Origin of the sequence: Tannerella serpentiformis, from assembly GCF_003033925.1 — a bacterium.
In the GTDB taxonomy this organism is placed as follows: domain Bacteria; phylum Bacteroidota; class Bacteroidia; order Bacteroidales; family Tannerellaceae; genus Tannerella; species Tannerella serpentiformis.
This window is the reverse complement of the sequence record NZ_CP028365.1, coordinates 2,233,073-2,252,451: the sequence shown is the minus strand read 5'-3', so window position 1 is coordinate 2,252,451 and position 19,379 is coordinate 2,233,073. Positions and strand designations below refer to the sequence as shown.

Here is a 19,379-nt window from a genome sequence, read left to right as displayed (position 1 = left end):
AAAATCCCCGAATTTTCAGACTTTCGCTTCGTGTTTCTCCCTCAAAAACACACATTTTTAGATCATCACTATTAGTTTTTAGTTCACATAGCCCTCATGCTTAAATCGCTTCACATACGAAACTTTGTGCTCATCGACCGACTGGATATCACCTTCGATCAAGGCTTCTCCGTCATCACCGGTGAGACCGGCGCCGGCAAGTCAATCATCCTCGGCGCACTCGCACTCGTCCTTGGCGGGCGTGCAGATGCCAAAAGCGCACGCGCGGGAGCCGACAAGTGCGTTATTGAGGCCGAGTTCGACATCTCGGCCTATGGCCTCGAGGCGTTCTTCCAAGAAAATGACCTCGAATATGATCCCACCTCCTGCCTACTTCGTCGCGAGCTGAGCGCAACGGGCAAGTCACGCGCGTTCATTAACGATACGCCCGTTTCGCTGGCCACGGTCAAGGAGCTGGGTGGGCATCTCATTGATATTCACTCCCAGCACCAGAACCTGCTTCTGGCCGACACGCGTTTTCAGCTCAACGTGGTCGACGTGATGGCGCAAACGGTGGATCTTCAGCGTGCGTACGCCGAGCGATTCCGGGCTTACCGCGACGCGGAGAGCCGGCTGGACGAGCTAAAGGATGCCGCTGAGCGAAATAATCAGAACGAGGACTATCTCCGTTTCCAAGTCGAGGAATTGACGACCGCGCGACTCAAGCAGGGTGAGCAAGCGGAGCTCGAGGAGGAGCTGAAGACGTTGTCGCATGCCGAAGAGATCCGCGAAGCACTCTTCCGCACCGCGAGCATGCTGGGCGACGACGACGCGGGGGCCCTGATCCGCCTGCATGAGGCGCTCGGGCTGATGGAGGGAATCAAGGACTACCTGCCGGGAGCGGCCGATTACGCCGAGCGGATCCGCACCGCAAGGCTTGATCTCGAAGACTTGTACGCGGATATCGATCACCTCAAGGAGGATGTCGACTTCGATCCCGAGCGCATGACGTACGTCAATGATCGTCTGAACATCATCTACAGTTTGCAGCGCAAGCACCGAGTGGAGTCTGTCGAAGCGCTCCTCAGCCTTCAGGCCGACTTCGAGGCCCGTCTCGCGGCCATCGATTCGTTCGACGAACGCCTTGCAGCCCTCACCCGCGAGCGCGACGAGGCTCTGCAAGACGTGCTGACCCAGGCCGACGCGCTCACACGGCGCCGCACCGAGGCGGCGGCTGGTGTCGAGCGAGAAATTGCGGAGCGGATGCGCACGCTGGGTGTCCCCAACACACGTTTTCGGATCGACTTCACCCGGCGCGCCCGTCCCGCGGCGGACGGTATGGACGAGGTGGCCTTCCTCTTTTCGGCCAACAAGAACGAAGCCCTCAGTCCGGTGGCGCAGACCGCTTCAGGCGGAGAGATTTCGCGCCTCATGCTCTGTATCAAGGCCATGATCGCGGGATTTGCGGCCTTGCCCGCCATCATATTCGACGAAATCGACACCGGAGTGTCCGGCGACATATCGGATCGTATGGCCGACATCATGCAGACCCTCGGACACCGCATGCAAGTCATCACCATCACGCACCAGCCCCAGATCGCAGCCAAGGGAGCGGCCCATTACTACGTTTATAAGGAGGATACGGCCGATCGCACCCTGACTCGCATCCGCCCATTAACCCCAGACGAGCGTGTCGGTGAGATCGCGCGCATGCTTAGCGGTGCCTCACTCACGGATGCAGCCATCGCCAACGCACGAGAGCTTCTCGACATGAAATAAGCATTTCCCAGCCTACCTATCCACCAGATACTACTTCCCTATTATTTCCGACAAAATGACCGACAACCACATCATCTTCGGTACTCGCGCCGTCATGGAGGCCCTGCAAGCCGGGCGAGACATCGATAAAATCCTCATCAAGAAGGATCGACAGGGTAACGAGCTCCTCCGCGAGCTCCACGACCTCCTGCGCGGCAGGCTGATCCCCGTGCAACACGTTCCTGTGGAGCGCCTCAACCGGATCACCCGAAAAAACCATCAAGGCGTTATCGCGTTCGTGGCTGAAATCACCTACCAACGGATCGAGGACATCGTCCCCGCGGTCTATGAGCAGGGGCGCGACGGTTTATATGTCCTGCTCGACGGGGTGACCGACGTCCGCAACTTCGGAGCCATCGCGCGCACGTGTGAATGTGTCGGCGTCGACGCGCTTGTGATCCCGACCGAGGGGAGCGCCTCCGCCACGGCCGACGCGATGAAGGCGTCAGCCGGAGCACTCAACGTCGTCCCAGTTTGTCGGGAGCGGAGCCTACACAGCGCCCTCCGATTCCTGCGCGACAGCGGCGTGCGCCTGGTGGCTGCCACCGAAAAAGCGAGCACGACGTACACCGACATCACGTATACCGGTCCCACGGCGATCGTGATGGGCGCCGAGGACACAGGAGTGGCGCCCGCGCACCTCAAACTGTGCGACGAGTGGGTGCGCATCCCACAACGCGGAACAATCGCCTCCCTGAACGTCTCTGTGGCCGCCGGCGTACTGCTCTACGAGGCCCTGCGACAGCGTGGATAGGCTGCACCGCGGCGCAGAAACGACAAGCCCTGCCTGCCAAGTCCGAGGTATTCACACCTCAGGGCTTCGCAGGCAGGGCTTACTGGTTAGAAGAAGCTGTCTTACTTCCCCTTCGTGAGATCGTTGATGGGCGCGTTGCCGTAATTGAGGGTAATCACGCGGGGGTAATAGGACAAGGTGGCGCCGAAAAAGGTGACATAGATCATCTTCTCCCGCGTGTCGATGGCGTAGATGTTGAACGTATTATTCTGGGTGCCGCGCGGCTGACGTTCGATAGGCGACAGGGGATTCTTTTCCGACGGCGACATGTTGTTCGCCACCAGCACCTGCTGCTTGGGCAGCGCACGGTTGATGTTCGACATCCACGAGACTTCGTAATTCAAATAGGTATGAACATGGCCACCCATATAGCAAATGAATTCCCCCGGTGCCTGGGTAAAATCGGCATCCACGGTGAGCGTATCCCCGGGGACGACTTTATTCGGGTATCGCTTCTGGAAGTGGGTTTTGCTGCGGAAGGCTTCGATGATTTCCGGGATCATGTACCACGAATAAACGTGCTCGTTGGCGATGTAACGGCGCGCCGTGGCGTTGTCCGAGGGGAGCGAATGATGCAAGAGGACGATCACGCTATGCCCTGCCGTCATTCCTTGCTTTAGCGCCACGTGCGTGAGCCACTCGATCTGGCGCGGGGAGTATACCGCCATGCGCTGGGTGTTCTCGGCGTTGTAGGTACGATCCATCTCGTCGAGGGCGATGATTCTGATCCGGCCGCCACGGCTGTCCGGCAGGTCGGTGTAGTAATAGTTGCTGCGCCCGTCGGTATAGACGGGGTAGTTGATCCTCGCGGTGACGGCGGAATAGAAGTCCTCGCGGGTGATCCACTCCTCGGGCGCGGGATTGATCATGTTACCGTCATGGTTGCCGGTGCAAACGAAGGAGGGGACGAGGTTCGCGTTGAAGTAATGGGTGGCAAAGGCGCTCAGATAGGCCAAGGCCGTCTGTCGGGGTGTCTTTGGCGAGTTCGAAATGAAGTCGCCCGTGGCAACCATGGCGTTCACTTTGGTCGGCGGACGGTTGACAAAGTTGACAGCCTCGATCAGATTCTCCGGACGGCGCCACGGATTGTTGCTCGACCAGCTCGAGAGGTGCGCGTCGGAAATGTGCACCAGGATAAACCGATCTTCTCGCATCAGATCCGTCGCTATACCCAAAAGGAGCCTCGCGCTATTGCGCCGATTCAGTTCGTAAGAGTTGCGCGGTGGTGCCTCTTCCGTTTTTTCCTCGCAGCCCGAGGTGAGCCCTGCCAATAACGCGCAGGAGAGTAGCATCCATTTAATGTTCATCTGTTTAGCAGTTTGTTTTGGGGTCCCTCACGCCGTCGTTGCCGCGTGTGTGGGGCGCTTGTTCATTTTCATTTATCGTGTAGTGTGATGGTGCGCGGTGAGCATCCGCTGCATCGGTAGTCCGACCCGTGTCCACAGCCACGCGACCGAACCACCTCTACTGCGGGCCATTTTCGGCGCGCAAAAATAGACCTGGCCAGCAAAGTAAAAAGCTAAAAATCACGACATGATGGTCTTGCTCCTCGTGTGCCATTTTGTCGCTTCGATCCGAACCTCCCGCTAAGGAACGCGAAGCCTTCATCTGTCCTTTTTTTGAGGCTTACATGTCGTGATAGTTCGATCATCATGTGGCACGACGGCGTCTCAACGACCATTTAGGTCCCATCGTGCGACACGACGGTGTCTCAATGGCCATTTTGGTCCCATCGTGCGACACGATGGCGTCTCAACGACCATTTTGGTCCCATCGTGCGACACGATGGCGTCTCAACGACCATTTTGGTCCCATCGTGCGACACGATGGCGTCTCAATGGTCATTCCTGTTGCAGGCATTTCCAGTTTACCCCTTACGCTTGGTGCGGGTACGTTTCGAGGTGGATTTTTTGGCCTTGGACGACTTGGCCTTTGTCGCTTTCGCCTTCTGTCGGTCCGCTCCGGACTTCGACTTTGTGACTTTCGTCTTCGACGGGGCCGACTTGGCTTTTGACTTCGTCGATTTCGCTTTCTGTCGGGCCGACTTAGCCTTTGACTTTGCTGCCTTCGTCTTTGATGGGGCTGCCTGATCGGGCGTGGCCTTCGTCCCGACGGGTGCGACGGCCTTCACGCCGTCCTTCTTAGCTGACGATCTGTCAGTCGCAGCGTCCTCGGCGGGGTAATACTTCCGGAGGATGCGATCGAAGGTGCCATCGGCGTGCATGCGGGCAAACCAAGCGTTGATGCTATCGCGCAACACGGGTGAGGTCCTACGGACGGCCCAGGCATGGAGTTGCGTGAAACCGATGTCGGTATTGATGTCGATTTCGGGGTAGAGCTCGAGGGCCGCAGCGGCCACACGGCGGTCGCAGACCGTGTAATCGATGTCGCCAGCCGCAACCATAGCGATTAGTTGCTCAGACGAATAGAGCGGATCTTCAACGATGCGGAACGTGTCGGCCATCTCGCGTCTGAGATTCTCCAACCGCAAGATGGCGGGGGATTCACGGGGTACGACGATGGTGTGGCCCGCGAGATCGAGCTGGTTACGGAGTAGGCGGGCCGTATCGCGCCGTTGCACGAGCACCTGACGGTCTGTCAGGATGGGATCGGTCAAGAAATAGTCAGCCTTCAGCTCGTCGGTGGTGGGCAAATTGCGAGCGACGATATCGTAACGCCCATCACGGAGCCCGTCGAAACTGTTTTCGAGGCTCATCTCGAAGTGCATCTCCATCTCGAGCCCAGCATAACGGGCAATGGCACGACTCAACTCGTACTGGAAGCCTTGCAACGCCGTGTCATCGACAGCCACATAGCTCCCGGGGCGTTCATATTCAGCCACGAAGCGGAGGATGCCCTCACGACGGATGTCAGCATAATCGCGCACCACCTCCGTGCGCTTATTCATAGCGCGATAGACACCAATAAGGCCCATCGTGCCTACGGCTACGAGGAGAAGTCCGATGTAGACTTGAAGCATTCTGCGAGTTCTCATTTTTTATGAACGGTTGCGGGGGTGAAATACAAAAAGAATGGGTCGTATGGGGTGCGCGCCCTCTGCACGCCTCAATTGTTGAAGGTCACAGCAATGCCAAGCTTGATGACCATCGGATTGAGCGGGTAATGGGGCATGGAGAAGTAGCGCGGGTCGGTGAAGAGGCGGCCGAGATTATAGGCCATGACGAAGAAGCGCGCTTGGCGCAGGTGAAAATTGGCGTAGGCGTTGATGAGGGGGTAATTGCCCACTTTTATCTCGGTTTGATTCTGAAACTGCTGGGTCGCGGGCTCGTAATAAGGGGCATGGTAGGCGGTGAAATAGCGAACGTCAGCGCCAAGTTGGAGGGTCAGGACACGCACGGGGTGAATGACGACGTAGGCGTTGGAGTAAAGTGCAAGCCGGGGCAGCGGAACGATGTCATCGTGGCCAGTCGCCTGGTAGATGATCTCGTTGTCCCAGCCGAAGGCGCGGTAACGGAAGTCCTGGCGGAGACGTGCGGTGACAATTTGGAGGCTACCGGTGTGCTGGGCCGGTCGGCCGTCGGTGCCGAAGTAGACATAATTCGTGACATTCTCCACGCCGGCGGAAATGCGGGTGCGCGTCTGTTCCCACTCGGCCACACCACCTACATAGATACGTTGCGTATTGTGCAAATCGTTGTCCCACATGAAGTATCGACTGTGAAAGTGGCGCTGATAGAAAGGTGCTCTGAGATTTTGGAATGCGCCCTCGGCACGGATCGACGCTTCACGTCCGAAGACGCGAAAACGGGACGCGACATGCCCCATGAGGCGGATTTCACCGATGTCATTGCCGAGCAGACCGAACTCTCCCCGGGCGCGGAAGGTGAGCCACTCGGAACGGGTGCGCGAGAGTTCAGCACCAAGGAAGGCCGCGTATTCGTCGGTCTTCGTGCGCCCTTGGAAGACACCACGCGCGGTGTCACCGGGCATTTCGAAGCGTCGATTTTCGAAGGAGATATAGGCCGTGAGGCCTATTTGCGCCCATTTCTGGAAGCCCTCGCGAAGAGAGAGGGCGAATGTGTTGCGAAACGTACGGGCCGACTGGAGATCGTCGGGATGTGCCGTGGTCGTATCGAATCGATGGGTGTAGCAGGTGTCAATCCCCGCGTCGTTGGAGATGAATCGGCGACGGAAATCCTCCCATTCAAAGGTGTGGATGATGCTCGCGACAGGCACGAACACCTCGTCCGCGTGAAGTCCACCGTCGTCGTCTGGCACATCATCTTGACTCCGAGGAGTGAGAGGCCGCACGTCGGTCGTGCCCTCTTTCTCCGCGTTCAGCTGACGGATCTTCTCTCGTCGCTCGTCACGTTTTCGTTTGCGATCGGCCTCATCGGCGGTCATGCGCCGATAGAAACCGAGATTATAGCGGTGCGTGAGGAAAAAGTCGCGGCCGCGCAGGCGATTATAGGTCTCCGTGAATCGCGTGGGGAATGATTTGCTGTCGATACCACGCCGACCGTCCTCAAAATTGTCCGGGTCGGTGATGTAACGGTCGTCAGTCAGGCCACCGTTTTCGTTGGTAACGAAATTCAGGTTACGGATGTGGGCGAAAGCCTCGTAACGGTCCGAACGATAACTGCCAAAAAGGCGGTAGGAGAGCAGTTTGTTGTTATTCGAGGTGTACTGGCCACGGCTGTAGGTGTAGTTGAAATCTGCGCCCAAGTTGATCTTCCGCCCGAAGTTACCGGTGATGACACCACGCAGCTGCTCCTCGCGTTTGGTCGATCCGCCGGCACGGGTGTAGAGGATGTTGGTGTAGGGCACTTTAACGTCATAGAAATAGGCGTTCGTGGGCGTGAGAATATCTCCATCGAAGGCGTCAGCAAAGATGAAATCGCGCGCCTCGGACCGTTCGCTGAAGATCCGAGACTGGAACGGTGCACCCATATTAGCCGTATATGCACCCGCCAGACTCCGACTTTCCATCAGGGTATGATCTGCGGTGTTGAGTCTGTCCGTATCCATCGGTGCGATGTATGGATCGCCGAGCTTATCGGTGAGACGGTAGGCGTTGATACGCGCGACACCGATGCGCGCGCTGTCTGGGGAAAGGAGACTATCGGCTGCTTGAGCGGCATTACGCATAGCGAGTGAGAATCTACGCCCGCCGCGATCGCCCCGGCTCCGAGTGCGATCTTGCGCGGATACGGCCGTGATATACAGGATTCCCAAGAGGAAGGTGAAGGTGTATATGCTGTACTTCATTTCGGGCGCCAAAGATAGAGACTGCTTTGTATCACACTGAGTGGCAGGGCTGACCACTCTAAGGCCACCGCACCCAAATAGCTGCGGGCCTGAGGCGCTTTTTTACTCTCCACGGCCCTACGGAGATCCCACCCACGCGTGGTTTTAATGTCTGTACCCCTACGGAAAGCAGAACCACGTGTGGTTTTAATGTCTGTACCCCTACGGAAAGCAGAACCACGCGTGGTTTTGATGTCTGTACCCCTACGGAAAGCAAAACCACGCGTGGTTTTGATGTCTGTACCCCTACGGAAAGCAAAACCACGCGTGGTTTTGATGTCTGTACCCCTACGGAAAGCAGAACCACGCGTGGTTTTAATGTCTGTACCCCTACGGAAAGCAGAACCACGTGTGGGTGGGATCTCCGTAGATAAGCAGACGACTGGGACGACTGGGACGTAGGTATGGTTTTGATGCGGTTGCCCTAGCTGTGACCACTATGCAGAGGTATATATCGACAAGAAGGCAACCCGCTTACGCGGATTGCCTTCTTCATTTTCTTGCCAGAAATAAGGGTAGAACTTACTTCTTCTCCTGAGCTTTCTTAGCGGCCTCAGCCAGCTTCTGCATAGCTTCCTGATACTTCTGCGTCTGCTCCGGTGTCAGGTTGGCTGCTTCGTTCTGAAGACTCGGAGCCAAGTCCTGCATCTTCTGTCCCAGCTCTGCCAGCTTCTGATTAGCCTCAGCTTCACCGGCAGCTGCCTTCTCATACAGAGGAAGCATCTCGTCAACAAGGCTCAGATACTGATCGAATGCGCTTCCACCCTCAGCAGGAGCGGCCTCAGCTGCGGGAGCCGGAGCTTCTACAGCCGTAGAATCTGTCGTTTCACCTTCAGTTGCTGCACTCTTGTTGTTGCAAGCAACCATCATTACCATGGCCGAAGCCACCAAAAACATTGAAATCTTTTTCATCTCGTTTGAATTTAAAATCTGATTGGTCTAATTCGCCGCAAAGGTAGCAGAAAAATGTTTCGCAACACGAAAAACGTTTTTTTTCCCAAATAAGAGTGACGCCTTGCGGGCTATTTGCTTAGTATTTATCCACGATTAAATCGCCATCCAGCAGCTCTCTTACCGCTTCAGTAAAGGCTTTGAAGGCCTCTGATGAGGCGTGGGCAGTTACCGCAACGGCATCCTTATACTCCTCGTAAAAGATGAAGTTCTCTGGCTCCGTAACGGAGCGATAGAAGGAATAGCAGAGGTTACCGGGCTCAGTGCGTGCCATATCGGCCAGCTTCTTTGCGGAGTCGATGAAAGCGTTCTCTCTGCCGACTTTCACCCGGGCGCGTGCTATGATGATCTGTTTATGCATCTTCTTTTCTCTTATTATTTGCTCTGAAAGAGCGGCGCAAAAGTAGACGAATCGGCATACGGCGTATCGGTATGCGCAAATATTTTTTCACGCCATGTGCCCCAGAACGTATTACGGAGCAGTTCTGAAGCCGATGATTCGGCGAACTTCCTTGATGGTACTCGAGGCGCTCTCTGCCGCTTTCTCTGCGCCTTCACGAGCTACTTTGTCGAGATAGGCTTCATTGGCGGCGATGTCGAGTATGCGTTCGCGGATGGGGGCACAGAAGGCGTTGATGTCGGCGGCGAGCTGCTTCTTCATGTCGCCGTAGCGGATGGCGCAACGGTTGTATTGGTCGTTGAAGAAGTCGTAGGTGTCGCGAGAGGAGACGATCTCCATCATCGTAAAGAGGTTCTGAATGGGCTCGGGTTTGGGACTGTCAGGGGTGGTGGGGCCGGAGTCGGTGACGGCTTTCATGACCTTTTTGCGGATCGTCGCTTCGTCATCGACGAGATAGATGGCGTTGCCTTCGCTCTTGCCCATCTTGCCGGAACCGTCGAGGCCGGGCACCTTGACGGCACGCTCAGTAAGGTGGAAGGAGGCAGGCTCGGGGAAGAAGTCGGTCTCGTAGATCATGTTGAAGCGGCGGGCACACTTGCGGGCCATCTCCATGTTCTGCTCCTGATCCTTGCCGACGGGCACCTTGACGGCACGGTGGATGAGGATGTCGGAGGCCATGAGGGTAGGATAGGTCAGGAGACCGGCGTTGACGTTGTCGGGTTGCTGGCGGACTTTCTCCTTGAAGGTGGTGACACGCTCGAGCTCGCCGAGGTAGGCGTTCATGTTGAGGTAGAGGTAAAGCTCAAGCACCTCATGGACGTCGCTTTGGATATAGATGGCGGCTTTGTCGGGGTCGAGGCCGCAGGCGAGGTATTCGGAGAGGATGGTGCGGACGCTGCGCCGGATGTCGACGGGGCGCGGGTGGGTGGTCAGGGAGTGCCAGTCGGCAATAAAGAAGAAGCAGCGATACTCGTCCTGCATGCGCAGAAAGCTCTTGACGGCTCCGAAATAGTTGCCCAGATGCAGATTGCCCGTGGGGCGGATACCGCTCACGACGGTCTCCAGTTTCTTTTCTTCAGTCATTCTATAATAGGTCTCTTGATGTGTGTATGCGATTATTTCTTGATAATGAGTAGCCCCACGATGGCGGCGATCACCAGAGTGATGAGGGCCAGGAGGAAGGCCAGCGTGGCGAAGCGGCCACGTTCGTTGGGCAGGGAGTTTCTCTCCAAATGGATGCGACGGTTGGAGAGTCCGTAGATGTCGTCTTGCGCCTTGACCCGATAGCTTTCTGAGAAGCGCTCGAAGCGTCGGCGGTTGCGATTGTGGGCTTCGTGGCCACAGGTGCCGGCGATCGACTCCTCGTAACCGGTAGCGATGTTGCGATCGAAACAGTCGAGGGCGCGGAGGAGACTATCCTCAAACTGGCTGAGGGTGGGATAGTAGAGGCTGACGCTGTAGAGGTCGAGATAGATCTTCATATCCGAGAAGTCGGAGATCTGGAGGAAGTAGATCCAGTCGTCGAAGAGTCCGAGCCAAGAGGCGAAATGTCGCTCCAGATAGGGGCGCCGGATGGTGGCCTGCATGAGGGCTTGCAGCTTGTCGAGGCGGAGGGTGGCGTGTGAAGGTGAGGTTCCGGCAGCGATGAGCCGGCGCATGCGTATGCAGTACAGCTCGACGTCCTCACGGCCGAGCAGCATGAGCCAAAAGAAGGGTAGCGGGTTCCCCCCCTCGAAAAGGGCAACGTCCTCGCCGTCGCTTTGGCGAGCGTAGAGGCGGGCGCTTCGGTTTTCTCTCATATATATAAGGTAAGGGCGGGCGTCAATTGGCAGCCATGACGGCCTTGACCGCGGCGTCGTTGCGCTGCTTGAGGGCGTCGATGGTGGAGGCGTTTTGATAGGCCATGTAGTAGGCCATGCTCAGCAGGCGCTTCTTGATGAGGAGGCAGTTGGCGGCGCTGACGACGGTCGATTCGGAGCCGTTCTCCTGACGGTATTTCATGAGGATGATCATGGTCAGGACGCCTTCCTGCGGGCTATACTTCTGGAGGATGGCGGGCTGACCGACCATGAGCGTGTTGTAGGCGTCTTCCGTGCGTCGGCCCTGCTCTTGCCAGTTGGTGCCGACTAAGCTGCGCTCGAGTTGCTCCTGCATGAGGGGGAGGTCAGCGGGTGTAGCGTCGTAGTTCTCGCGGTTATAGTCGCCGTAGATCATGAAATAATTGTCGAACGTGATCTGTCCTAGGCTATCGACACGGGAGTAGGTGGCGTCGTCGAGATAGTAACCCAGGATGGGGCCACTCTGGCGATAGCGCTCGGTGAAGGCCATGACGCGGGGGTGGGTGTGGCATTCGTGCATGCCCTCGATGTGCGGTAGGCGGATATTGACGTAGCCGTAGAGTTCGGAGCCGTCGGCCCCGCCTTTGTCAGCTGTACGATTGCAACCGACCACGAGAAGGCTCGCGGCGATGCAGCATAGGGTAAGGAGTTTCTTCATTCTCTCTCTTGTTGATTCTCTTTTCGTGAAACGCGGGCAAAGGTAAAGTCAAATCATTCTTTAGGCCATTGCGACTTTTTCGTCCGCTCAAGTCGGCCTACGGAGGCGGGTGTGCCCCTGCCCTACTGGCGGAAAAATCGATCTGGGTGTCTTGGTTTCTTCTGCCCCTTGAGTAAGGGCCAAACCAGGTGGTTTGAAGCAAAACCGACCCCTGGAAAGGGTCAAACCAGGTGGTTTGAAGCAAAACCGACCTCCGAAAAGGGTCAAACCAGGTGGTTTGAAGCAAAACCGACCCCTGGAAAGGGCCAAACCAGGTGGTTTGAAGCAAAACCGACCCCTGAAAAGGGCCAAACCAGGTGGTTTGAAGCAAAACCGACCCCTGAAAAGGGCCAAACCAGGTGGTTTGAAGCAAAACCGACCCCTGGAAAGGGTCAAACCAGGTGGTTTGAAGCAAAACCGACCCCTGGAAAGGGTCAAACCAGGTGGTTGGATGAAAGGGGCGCCTCGGCTTGGGGCGGACGCGCCTTTACACCCACGCAATCGGGGCCTGCCTCTCTTGATGTTTCCGAGAGACAGGCCCCGAAGGTGGATGCACTACGTGCGCGGCTTTAGAAGGGCAGATCTGACGAGGCGTCAGACGGCGAGGCGAGCAGCTCGGGCGGGGGCGGCGGCACGTTGTCCGCAAAGCGTCCCGCGGGTTCGGAGGGCACGGCGGGTGCGGCCTCCGTATCCGGCTCGACCTTCCAGGCGCGGATGTCGTTATACCAGCGACCGTTGTAGGCGCGGCAGTCGATGTCGAAGTATATCTTCAGCTCCTGCCCTTCTTGGATGTTGTATTGGTCGATCTTGTCGCCCCAGAGGACGAACATCATCTTGCGCGGATACTGCGCCTGACGGTCGTACTCGACGACATACTCTTGTTTTTTCCACGTGCCGTTGCGGCCCTCGCCCGTCTGGACGGGCTGCACGGCTACGATTCTTCCTGTGAGTTCCATTTGTTTATCTATTATGTGTGTTGTGTTTGAGCGGGATGATGACTGGCGTCCGGCTGACTTCTATCTTCTTTTCTTGCCTTGATATCTTCCTTTTCTTGTCTTGACACAAGAAAAAGGAAGCGAAAAGAAGGTCAAGGCGTCAGGGACGCCAGCCCAGTTGGCCGAGCACCGATTTAATACGCTCGGGCGAAGAGGACGCGGCGGGCGGAGGGGCGGCCGGTGACCATGCAGCGGCCGGGCTCGGCGTCGGTGTCGTCGAGGGGGATGCAGCGGATGGTGGCCTTGGTCTCGTTCTTGACGCGCTCCTCGGTCTCGGGTGTGCCGTCCCAATGAGCCATGATGAAGAGGCCTTCCTCGATGCGCTCCTTGAACTCGTCGTAGGTGTCGACCCGGACGGTGCGGCGGGCGCGGTGGTCGAGGGCTTTGCGGAAGATGCCGGACTGAATCTCTTCGAGCAGGTCGCGGACGTATTCCTCGAGTCCGGCGCAGGGGCGCGTCTCTTTCTCGAGCGTGTCGCGGCGCATGATCTCAACGGTGTCGTTCTCCAGGTCGCGACCGCCCATCGCGAGGCGTACGGGGACGCCCTTGAGCTCGTATTCGGCGAACTTCCATCCGGGCTTCTTCGTGTCGTCGCTGTCGAACTTGACGCGGACGCCCAGCTCGCGGAGTCGGGCGGCGATGCGGTCTACCTTTTCACTGATCGCAGCCAGCTGCTCGGCGGAGCGGTAGATGGGGATGATGACGACCTGCACGGGCGCGAGGTGCGGCGGCAGGACGAGGCCGTTGTTGTCCGAGTGCGCCATGATGAGCGCGCCGACGAGGCGGGTAGAGACGCCCCAGGATGAGGCCCAGGCGTAGTCCGTCTTGCCATTGCGATCGATGAAGGTGACGTCGAAGGCGCGACCGAAGTTCTGTCCGAGGAAGTGCGAGGTGCCGGCTTGGAGAGCCTTGCCGTCCTGCATCATGGCCTCGATGGTGTACGTCTCTACGGCGCCGGCGAAGCGTTCGCTGGCCGTCTTGACGCCGCGGATGACGGGCACAGCCATATAGTTCTCGGCAAAGTCGGCATAGACGCCTTGCATCTTAATGGCCTCGGCCTCGGCCTCCTCGCGGGTGGCGTGGGCCGTGTGACCCTCCTGCCAGAGGAATTCGGCGGTGCGGAGGAAGAGGCGCGTGCGCATCTCCCAACGCATGACGTTGGCCCACTGATTGACGAGGATCGGCAGGTCGCGGTAGGACTGGATCCAGTTCTTATACGTGTTCCAGATGATCGTCTCGGAGGTGGGGCGAATGATGAGCTCCTCCTCGAGTCGGGCGGCTGGGTCGACTATGACACCGCTCCCGTCCGGGGCGTTCTTGAGCCTGTAATGCGTCACGACGGCGCACTCCTTGGCGAAGCCTTCCACATGGTCGGCCTCGCGGCTGAGGAAGGATTTGGGGATGAGCAGGGGGAAGTAAGCGTTCTCGTGGCCCGTCTCCTTGAATTTGTCGTCCAGGATGCGCTGCATGCGTTCCCAGATGGCGTAGCCGTAGGGTTTGATGACCATGCAACCGCGGACGGCTGAGTTTTCTGCCAGCCCGGCCTTGATGACCAGGTCTTGATACCACTGCGCGTAGTTCGCGTCTTTACTGGTGAGTTCCTTTAATTCTTTTGCCATGAAGGTGATGTGATAGGTGTGGGGGCGGGCTTTGTGCCTGCCTGGTTCTTTCTTTGATCGATTCTTCTTTTCTCTGGGGGGCTTCTTTTCTTGCCTTGAGGGGACCTTCTTTTCTTCTCTTGAGGGGGGGGCCTTCTTTTCTTGCCTTGATGCAAGAAAAGAAGCAAAAGAAAATCAAGGCCTCTGCCGAGGCCGGGGAAGTTGGCTGGGTACCTGACTATACTTCGTGGGTGCCTAATACTGTTCTTTTTCGTTAGGGAAGTCGCGCGTTTTGATGTCGCCGATGTAGGCTTGGACGGCGTCGGTGATGACGGCGTTGAGGTCGGCGTAGCGACGCAGGAAACGGGGCGAGAAGTCTTGGTTGATGCCCAGCATGTCGTGCATGACGAGCACTTGTCCGTCTACTCCGCCGCCGGCACCGATCCCGATCACTGGGATACGCAGCTCGCTGGCTACGCGTGTGGCCAACTCGGCGGGGATCTTCTCCAAGACGAGGGCGAAGCAGCCCAGCTCCTCGAGCAGTCGGGCGTCTTCAACGAGCTTGGCGGCCTCTGCTTCCTCGCGGGCGCGGACGGTGTAGGTGCCGAACTTGTTGATGGATTGCGGTGTAAGGCCGAGGTGACCCATAATGGGTATGCCAGCGCAGAGGACGCGCTGGATGGACTCGCGGATCTCGGCGCCGCCCTCCATCTTGATACAGTCGGCGTGCGTCTGCTTCATCACGCGGATGGCCGAGGCGAGGGCCTCTTTGGAGTTGCCCTGGTAGGAGCCGAAGGGCAGGTCGACGACGACGAGGGCGCGGCGGACGGCCTTGACGACCGACTTGCCGTGGTAGATCATTTGATCGAGCGTGATGGGCAGCGTGGTGATGTTGCCCGCCATGACGTTGGAGGCGGAGTCGCCGACGAGGATGACGTCCATGCCGGCGCAGTCGATGATCTGCGCCATCGAGTAATCGTAAGCCGTGAGCATGGCGATCTTCTCGCCGCGCTGCTTCATCTCGTAGAGCCGGTGGGTGGTGACCTTGCGGCTGTCGTCTGCTATGGCTGTGGACATGACGGTGCGGAGTCGTTCTAATTCGTTTCGCCGCTGCCGACGCCACCGAGGTAGCGCAGGAGTTCTTCCAGCTCGTCGAGGTTATTACCGGCGTAGAGCACTTTGCCCGCGTTGTCGACGACGTAGACGGTCGGGATCCAGCGGATACCGTACTGGCGGGAGATCTCGGTCTCTTTCCACTTCTTGAGCTCGCTCACCTGAGGCCACGTGATGCCGTCTTTCTCAACCGCCCGGAGGCAGGCCTCGCGATCGGTGTCGAACGATACGCCGAGGAAGCTGATACCGACGGCCTCGTCCGCGTAGCGCTTGTAGAGGTCCACCATGCGGGGATTAGCCTTGCGGCAGTCGGGGCACCAAGAGGCCCAGAAATCGATGACGAGGTAGCGGCCGGCGTAGTCCGAGAGTGCGATGGTAGCTTCACCGTCGACAGTGGGCAGGCTGAAGTCCGGCGCCTCTGTACCGACGGCGAGGAGGGCCGAATTGTCCGGTTTCTCGTGTTGCGCATGGAGCGCCAGTGGGGCGACGAACGCGATAAACGCTAAGAGTATCGCCGCAAAAGGGAAGCGTTTCGTTTGCATTGCGTGTATGTGTTTGGGGGTTATGTGCATATATAAAACTACTCGATGATGTAGGGCGTGGGGTAAAGGCGTTGCTCGAAGGTGAAGCCGTGAGATTTGATGATATGGGTCGCCTTTTTTATGGGTTGGCGTGCTACGGCGATCGGACTCTTTAGCATGATCTCCATGTTCTTCAATGCTTTCTTGCTAAGCCTTTCGCTGCCTGTAACTCGATATGCAAACAGCGCGACCTTCTTCTCATATCGATCGAAGAACTTGTCCTTCTCGTAGAACCGTTGAATGCTTCTTGCGAGCTGCTGGGCGGCATGAGTCAATTTGCTATCTCGGATGTTTTTGCTTGTGCTTTGGGTCAATTCAACGAAGAGGATAAAGGGATCGCCTTCTGTCGGGCCGATAATGAAGTCGCATTTGCAATTGACTTGATCGTCTTTTCGGCCTTGCTCTTTGGCTTCCTCGGGGAATTGCTCGATGTAATCTTCTATGTCGACAACTTCGAGCGGCACGTTCGTATCGTTTTGAATCACGACCTCTCCCTTGTCTTTGTAGCAAAGGATGTCCGCCAACTTCTCTTTGTCGTCGTGTAGTTCGAATGTCTTCTTGTATTGGGGACACTCTCTTCGGAGTGGTTTCATCTGCTCGGCCTTCTTATGGCGGTGTGCAGGGTAATCCACCAGCAAGAACTTCACCAGTGCGCTGTCCATATCAGTCATCAGTCTACGCTTTCGTATTTATCGAGGATCCACTCCATCGTCTCGGAAAACTTGTACGTGTCGATGATGCGTTCGCCTGTTTCCTCATCGTCTTCCACCAGCGAATGCACCTCTCCGTCATGCAACCGATACACCGCAATCTCGTCCGGGTTGATATAGGGATAGTGCTCACGGGCCTTTTCGTTGTAGGACGCTTTGAGGAGCACGTTGAGGTGGTTGAGGATGTAGGGGCTGTGGGTGGCGAACATCAGACCGAGCTGCCGACCGTCGTCCGGGCGTTTGTTATCCCCGCGATAGAAGGCTTCGCGGATCAGGTCGTTGATGAAGAGGCATTGCGTCTTCGGATCGAGGCTCAGCTCTGGCTCCTCGATATGAAGATGGATGTACTTCTTGAGGTCTTTCAAGTTGATCTCGGGGCGGAACTGCGAAATATCATCATCGGAAAGTTGATCCAACACAGAGCGACGAAAGGCGTTAGTGAACGAAAATTTATGAGCGAAGTAGCGCACGATGGTCATTAATGGAACAGAAGCCTGTATGCCGGACGAAGTGTGTTCCAACTCGAACACTTCATGGCTTTCGTCATTCGGAGAAATCAGAAAGTGCTTGCGTGTAAGCTCGGTCTTCACTTCCATCTTCATTCCTATATAATCCAACGATTGTTCTTTGATGCGATCGGTAGCCTCAGAGAAGTCACGAAATGTCTCATTGAAATAGTAGCCTAAATCGGCTCCCGGGAACCTTGCACCACGCAGAGACCATAAGGGGATAATGCTACGTGTTTCGGATACGTATGATTCTTTGAAGAAAACCAAGTCCTCATTACCTGAGTTATAATCAACTGTCAGCCGGTTCTCATTGGAATTGTATTCGACAGTATACATCAACCTACTATCCATCTGCACGGTGTATACGATCTCGGTATCTAAGCTAACCATTGGTTCCAGCTCATCTTTGAAAAAAGGCTGGGTACTTATGGAAACATCGATATTCGCCTTTTTCAAGTAGGCTCTAACGTTGCCCTTTTTGTACATGTATCGCATAAAAGCAATCACCTTCATCAACGCACTTTTGCCACTGGCCGAGTCGCCGATAAGGACGGTCAGGGGCTTGATGTCGTCGATCCGCACGTCGCGCAGCGGGCCGAAGTTCTGGATATGGATGGATTCCTTCATCTTGTTGCTGTATATAATACGTATAGGCCACCATGGCCTTGCCGCGGGCAAAGATAGGCCGGCCGCGAAAAGTGAAAACGATCATTCGGGGGCAGGCGATTGTACGATACAATGAGAGGTATTGACTGGAGGCAATTGTACGATACAATCGGCCGAAAAAAACTTTTTCACGTGATTGTACGATACAATGGGCTGAAAAAAACTTTTTCATGCGATTGTACGATACAATCGGCCGAAAAAAACTTTTTCACGTGATTGTACGATACAATCGGCCGAAAAAAACTTTTTCACGCGATTGTACGATACAATCAGCCGAAAAAAACTTTTTCATGCGATTGTACGATACAATCGACCATAGGAACATGCAATGAGGCCAAAACGGACGCTTTGAGGATTGGAAAAAACGTGTAGTTTCGCCGTGGTTTTCAACAGAGATCGAGCTAAATCATCAAACAAGACCCATTATGGAACAAGTCAAATTGGACATCCCCCGCGTGCTAATCTTCACCAAAGTGAGTAGCACAAGATTGAACAACACCCTCCACGTGCAGTATCATCGCAAACAGTATGAGCTGGTTATGGCTGTGGACAAAACGAAACTCAAACTCCCCCTCGGACTGCCTGAGGCGTGGAACAAGGGTATCGACTACGAGACAATGATCGACCAAGAGGCCACCATCTCGGACGATACCGCCCTGCTCAAAGTCAAGGATGCAGAGCGCGACGAACAGCTGACGAACATCTTCGGAATCATTCGCGCGCAACGCCATTCGCACAAAACCAACATCCGCGAGGCCGCCATCCGCCTCTCCAACACGCTCAGCCCGTACGAAAACATTCGTTCGCTGGCTTACGAGATGGAAAGTGGACGCCTCGAAGGCATGAAAAAAGACCTCACCAAACGCACCGCCGAGGTCGCTACGCTGGGCCTGAACGACGAGTTCGACAACCTCTTTAAGCTCAACGAAGAGTTCGAGAAGCTGCACGTCGGCCGCCGCGTCGAAAACACGGACACGAAGCTGCCCCTGGCCTCCGCGATCCGCCCGCAAACGGACGCCGCCCTGGAGGTCGTCTGCCAATACATCCAGGCGGCCTACAACAGCGCCACCTCGGCCGACGACAAGGCCCTCCTCGAGCGCCTGGCCGACCACATGAACGCCACCTCGAACGACTTCAAAACGATGCAGCGCAACCTCGTCGTGCCACGCAAAAAGGACACGCCCAAGGAGCCTAAAACGCCGAAGGAGCCCAAGCCCAAAAAGCCAGGTAAGGACGACGGGAAGCCGGACATCAAACTGCCCGAGGAGGAGCCCAAAAAGCCCGATCCGAAGCAGCCTGACCCCAAGAAGCCCGATCCCAAGAAACCCGGCGAGGGCGGCGGTACGGGCGGTACGGGAGGCTCAGGCGGCGGCCCGGAGATCCATCTGCCAGAAGAGTAATCCTATATACTCCTATCATTTGTTCATTGATGAACGGCCCGCGCCGGATGCCTCGGCCATACG

Annotated in this window: 17 protein-coding genes; 3 read left to right on the top strand and 14 right to left on the bottom strand. The window is 56.6% G+C overall.

What is annotated here, in order from left to right; all coding sequences use genetic code 11:
* Positions 1-96: 96 nt before the first annotated feature.
* The gene (recN, locus tag C7123_RS09510) at positions 97-1,758 is read left to right on the top strand and encodes a DNA repair protein RecN (RefSeq protein ID WP_069174874.1); all 1,662 of its coding nucleotides are present in this window, start codon (positions 97-99) and stop codon (positions 1,756-1,758) included.
* A 55-nt stretch (positions 1,759-1,813) separates the two neighbouring features.
* A complete protein-coding gene (gene rlmB / locus C7123_RS09505) occupies positions 1,814-2,551 on the top strand; it encodes a 23S rRNA (guanosine(2251)-2'-O)-methyltransferase RlmB (RefSeq protein WP_037981345.1) in 738 nt (245 codons plus the stop codon).
* Positions 2,552-2,652: 101 nt separating this feature from the next.
* Here the strand turns inward: rlmB and C7123_RS09500 are convergent, their stop codons facing one another.
* The 14 genes from C7123_RS09500 to C7123_RS09430 form a co-directional block, all read right to left on the bottom strand.
* The gene (locus C7123_RS09500) at positions 2,653-3,897 is read right to left on the bottom strand and encodes a metallophosphoesterase family protein (protein WP_083206812.1); all 1,245 of its coding nucleotides are present in this window, start codon (positions 3,895-3,897) and stop codon (positions 2,653-2,655) included.
* A gap of 560 nt (positions 3,898-4,457) precedes the next feature.
* Entirely contained in the window at positions 4,458-5,585 is a 1,128-nt protein-coding gene (locus tag C7123_RS09495) for a transporter substrate-binding domain-containing protein (RefSeq protein ID WP_083206811.1), read from the bottom strand.
* Positions 5,586-5,656: 71 nt separating this feature from the next.
* On the bottom strand, positions 5,657-7,819 hold the full coding sequence (locus C7123_RS09490; protein ID WP_069174871.1) for a putative porin: 2,163 nt from the start codon (positions 7,817-7,819) through the stop codon (positions 5,657-5,659).
* 561 nt (positions 7,820-8,380) lie between these two features.
* Positions 8,381-8,770: a hypothetical protein gene (locus C7123_RS09485; protein ID WP_069174870.1), complete on the bottom strand. Its 390-nt coding sequence runs from the start codon at positions 8,768-8,770 to the stop codon at positions 8,381-8,383.
* A gap of 118 nt (positions 8,771-8,888) precedes the next feature.
* Positions 8,889-9,170 (bottom strand): putative quinol monooxygenase, encoded by a 282-nt coding sequence (locus C7123_RS09480; RefSeq protein ID WP_069174869.1) that lies wholly within the window; start codon positions 9,168-9,170, stop codon positions 8,889-8,891.
* Positions 9,171-9,281: 111 nt separating this feature from the next.
* On the bottom strand, positions 9,282-10,274 hold the full coding sequence (trpS, locus tag C7123_RS09475) for a tryptophan--tRNA ligase (RefSeq protein ID WP_037981414.1): 993 nt from the start codon (positions 10,272-10,274) through the stop codon (positions 9,282-9,284).
* A 50-nt stretch (positions 10,275-10,324) separates the two neighbouring features.
* The gene (locus C7123_RS09470) at positions 10,325-11,008 is read right to left on the bottom strand and encodes a hypothetical protein (RefSeq protein ID WP_069174868.1); all 684 of its coding nucleotides are present in this window, start codon (positions 11,006-11,008) and stop codon (positions 10,325-10,327) included.
* 22 nt (positions 11,009-11,030) lie between these two features.
* On the bottom strand, positions 11,031-11,705 hold the full coding sequence (locus C7123_RS09465) for a hypothetical protein (protein WP_069174867.1): 675 nt from the start codon (positions 11,703-11,705) through the stop codon (positions 11,031-11,033).
* Between the two features lie 608 nt (positions 11,706-12,313).
* Positions 12,314-12,700 carry a DUF3127 domain-containing protein gene (locus C7123_RS09455; protein WP_038011652.1) on the bottom strand — a complete coding sequence of 129 codons (387 nt, stop codon included), beginning with the start codon at positions 12,698-12,700 and terminating at the stop codon, positions 12,314-12,316.
* 173 nt (positions 12,701-12,873) lie between these two features.
* Entirely contained in the window at positions 12,874-14,358 is a 1,485-nt protein-coding gene (gene proS, locus C7123_RS09450; protein WP_069174865.1) for a proline--tRNA ligase, read from the bottom strand.
* A 234-nt stretch (positions 14,359-14,592) separates the two neighbouring features.
* On the bottom strand, positions 14,593-15,414 hold the full coding sequence (panB, locus tag C7123_RS09445) for a 3-methyl-2-oxobutanoate hydroxymethyltransferase (RefSeq protein ID WP_069174864.1): 822 nt from the start codon (positions 15,412-15,414) through the stop codon (positions 14,593-14,595).
* Between the two features lie 17 nt (positions 15,415-15,431).
* A complete protein-coding gene (locus C7123_RS09440; RefSeq protein WP_069174863.1) occupies positions 15,432-15,992 on the bottom strand; it encodes a peroxiredoxin family protein in 561 nt (186 codons plus the stop codon).
* Between the two features lie 38 nt (positions 15,993-16,030).
* Positions 16,031-16,702, bottom strand: a complete 672-nt coding sequence (locus C7123_RS09435; protein WP_159049890.1) for a hypothetical protein — start codon at positions 16,700-16,702, stop codon at positions 16,031-16,033.
* A complete protein-coding gene (locus C7123_RS09430; RefSeq protein WP_069174861.1) occupies positions 16,702-17,877 on the bottom strand; it encodes an AAA family ATPase in 1,176 nt (391 codons plus the stop codon). Before C7123_RS09430 ends, C7123_RS09435 begins: the two co-directional genes overlap by 1 nt.
* 464 nt (positions 17,878-18,341) lie before the next feature.
* Here C7123_RS09430 and C7123_RS09425 point away from each other — a divergent pair, with 464 nt between their 5' ends.
* Positions 18,342-19,316, top strand: coding sequence for a DUF6261 family protein (locus tag C7123_RS09425; protein WP_083206809.1), 975 nt, complete (start codon positions 18,342-18,344; stop codon positions 19,314-19,316).
* Positions 19,317-19,379: the final 63 nt, after the last annotated feature.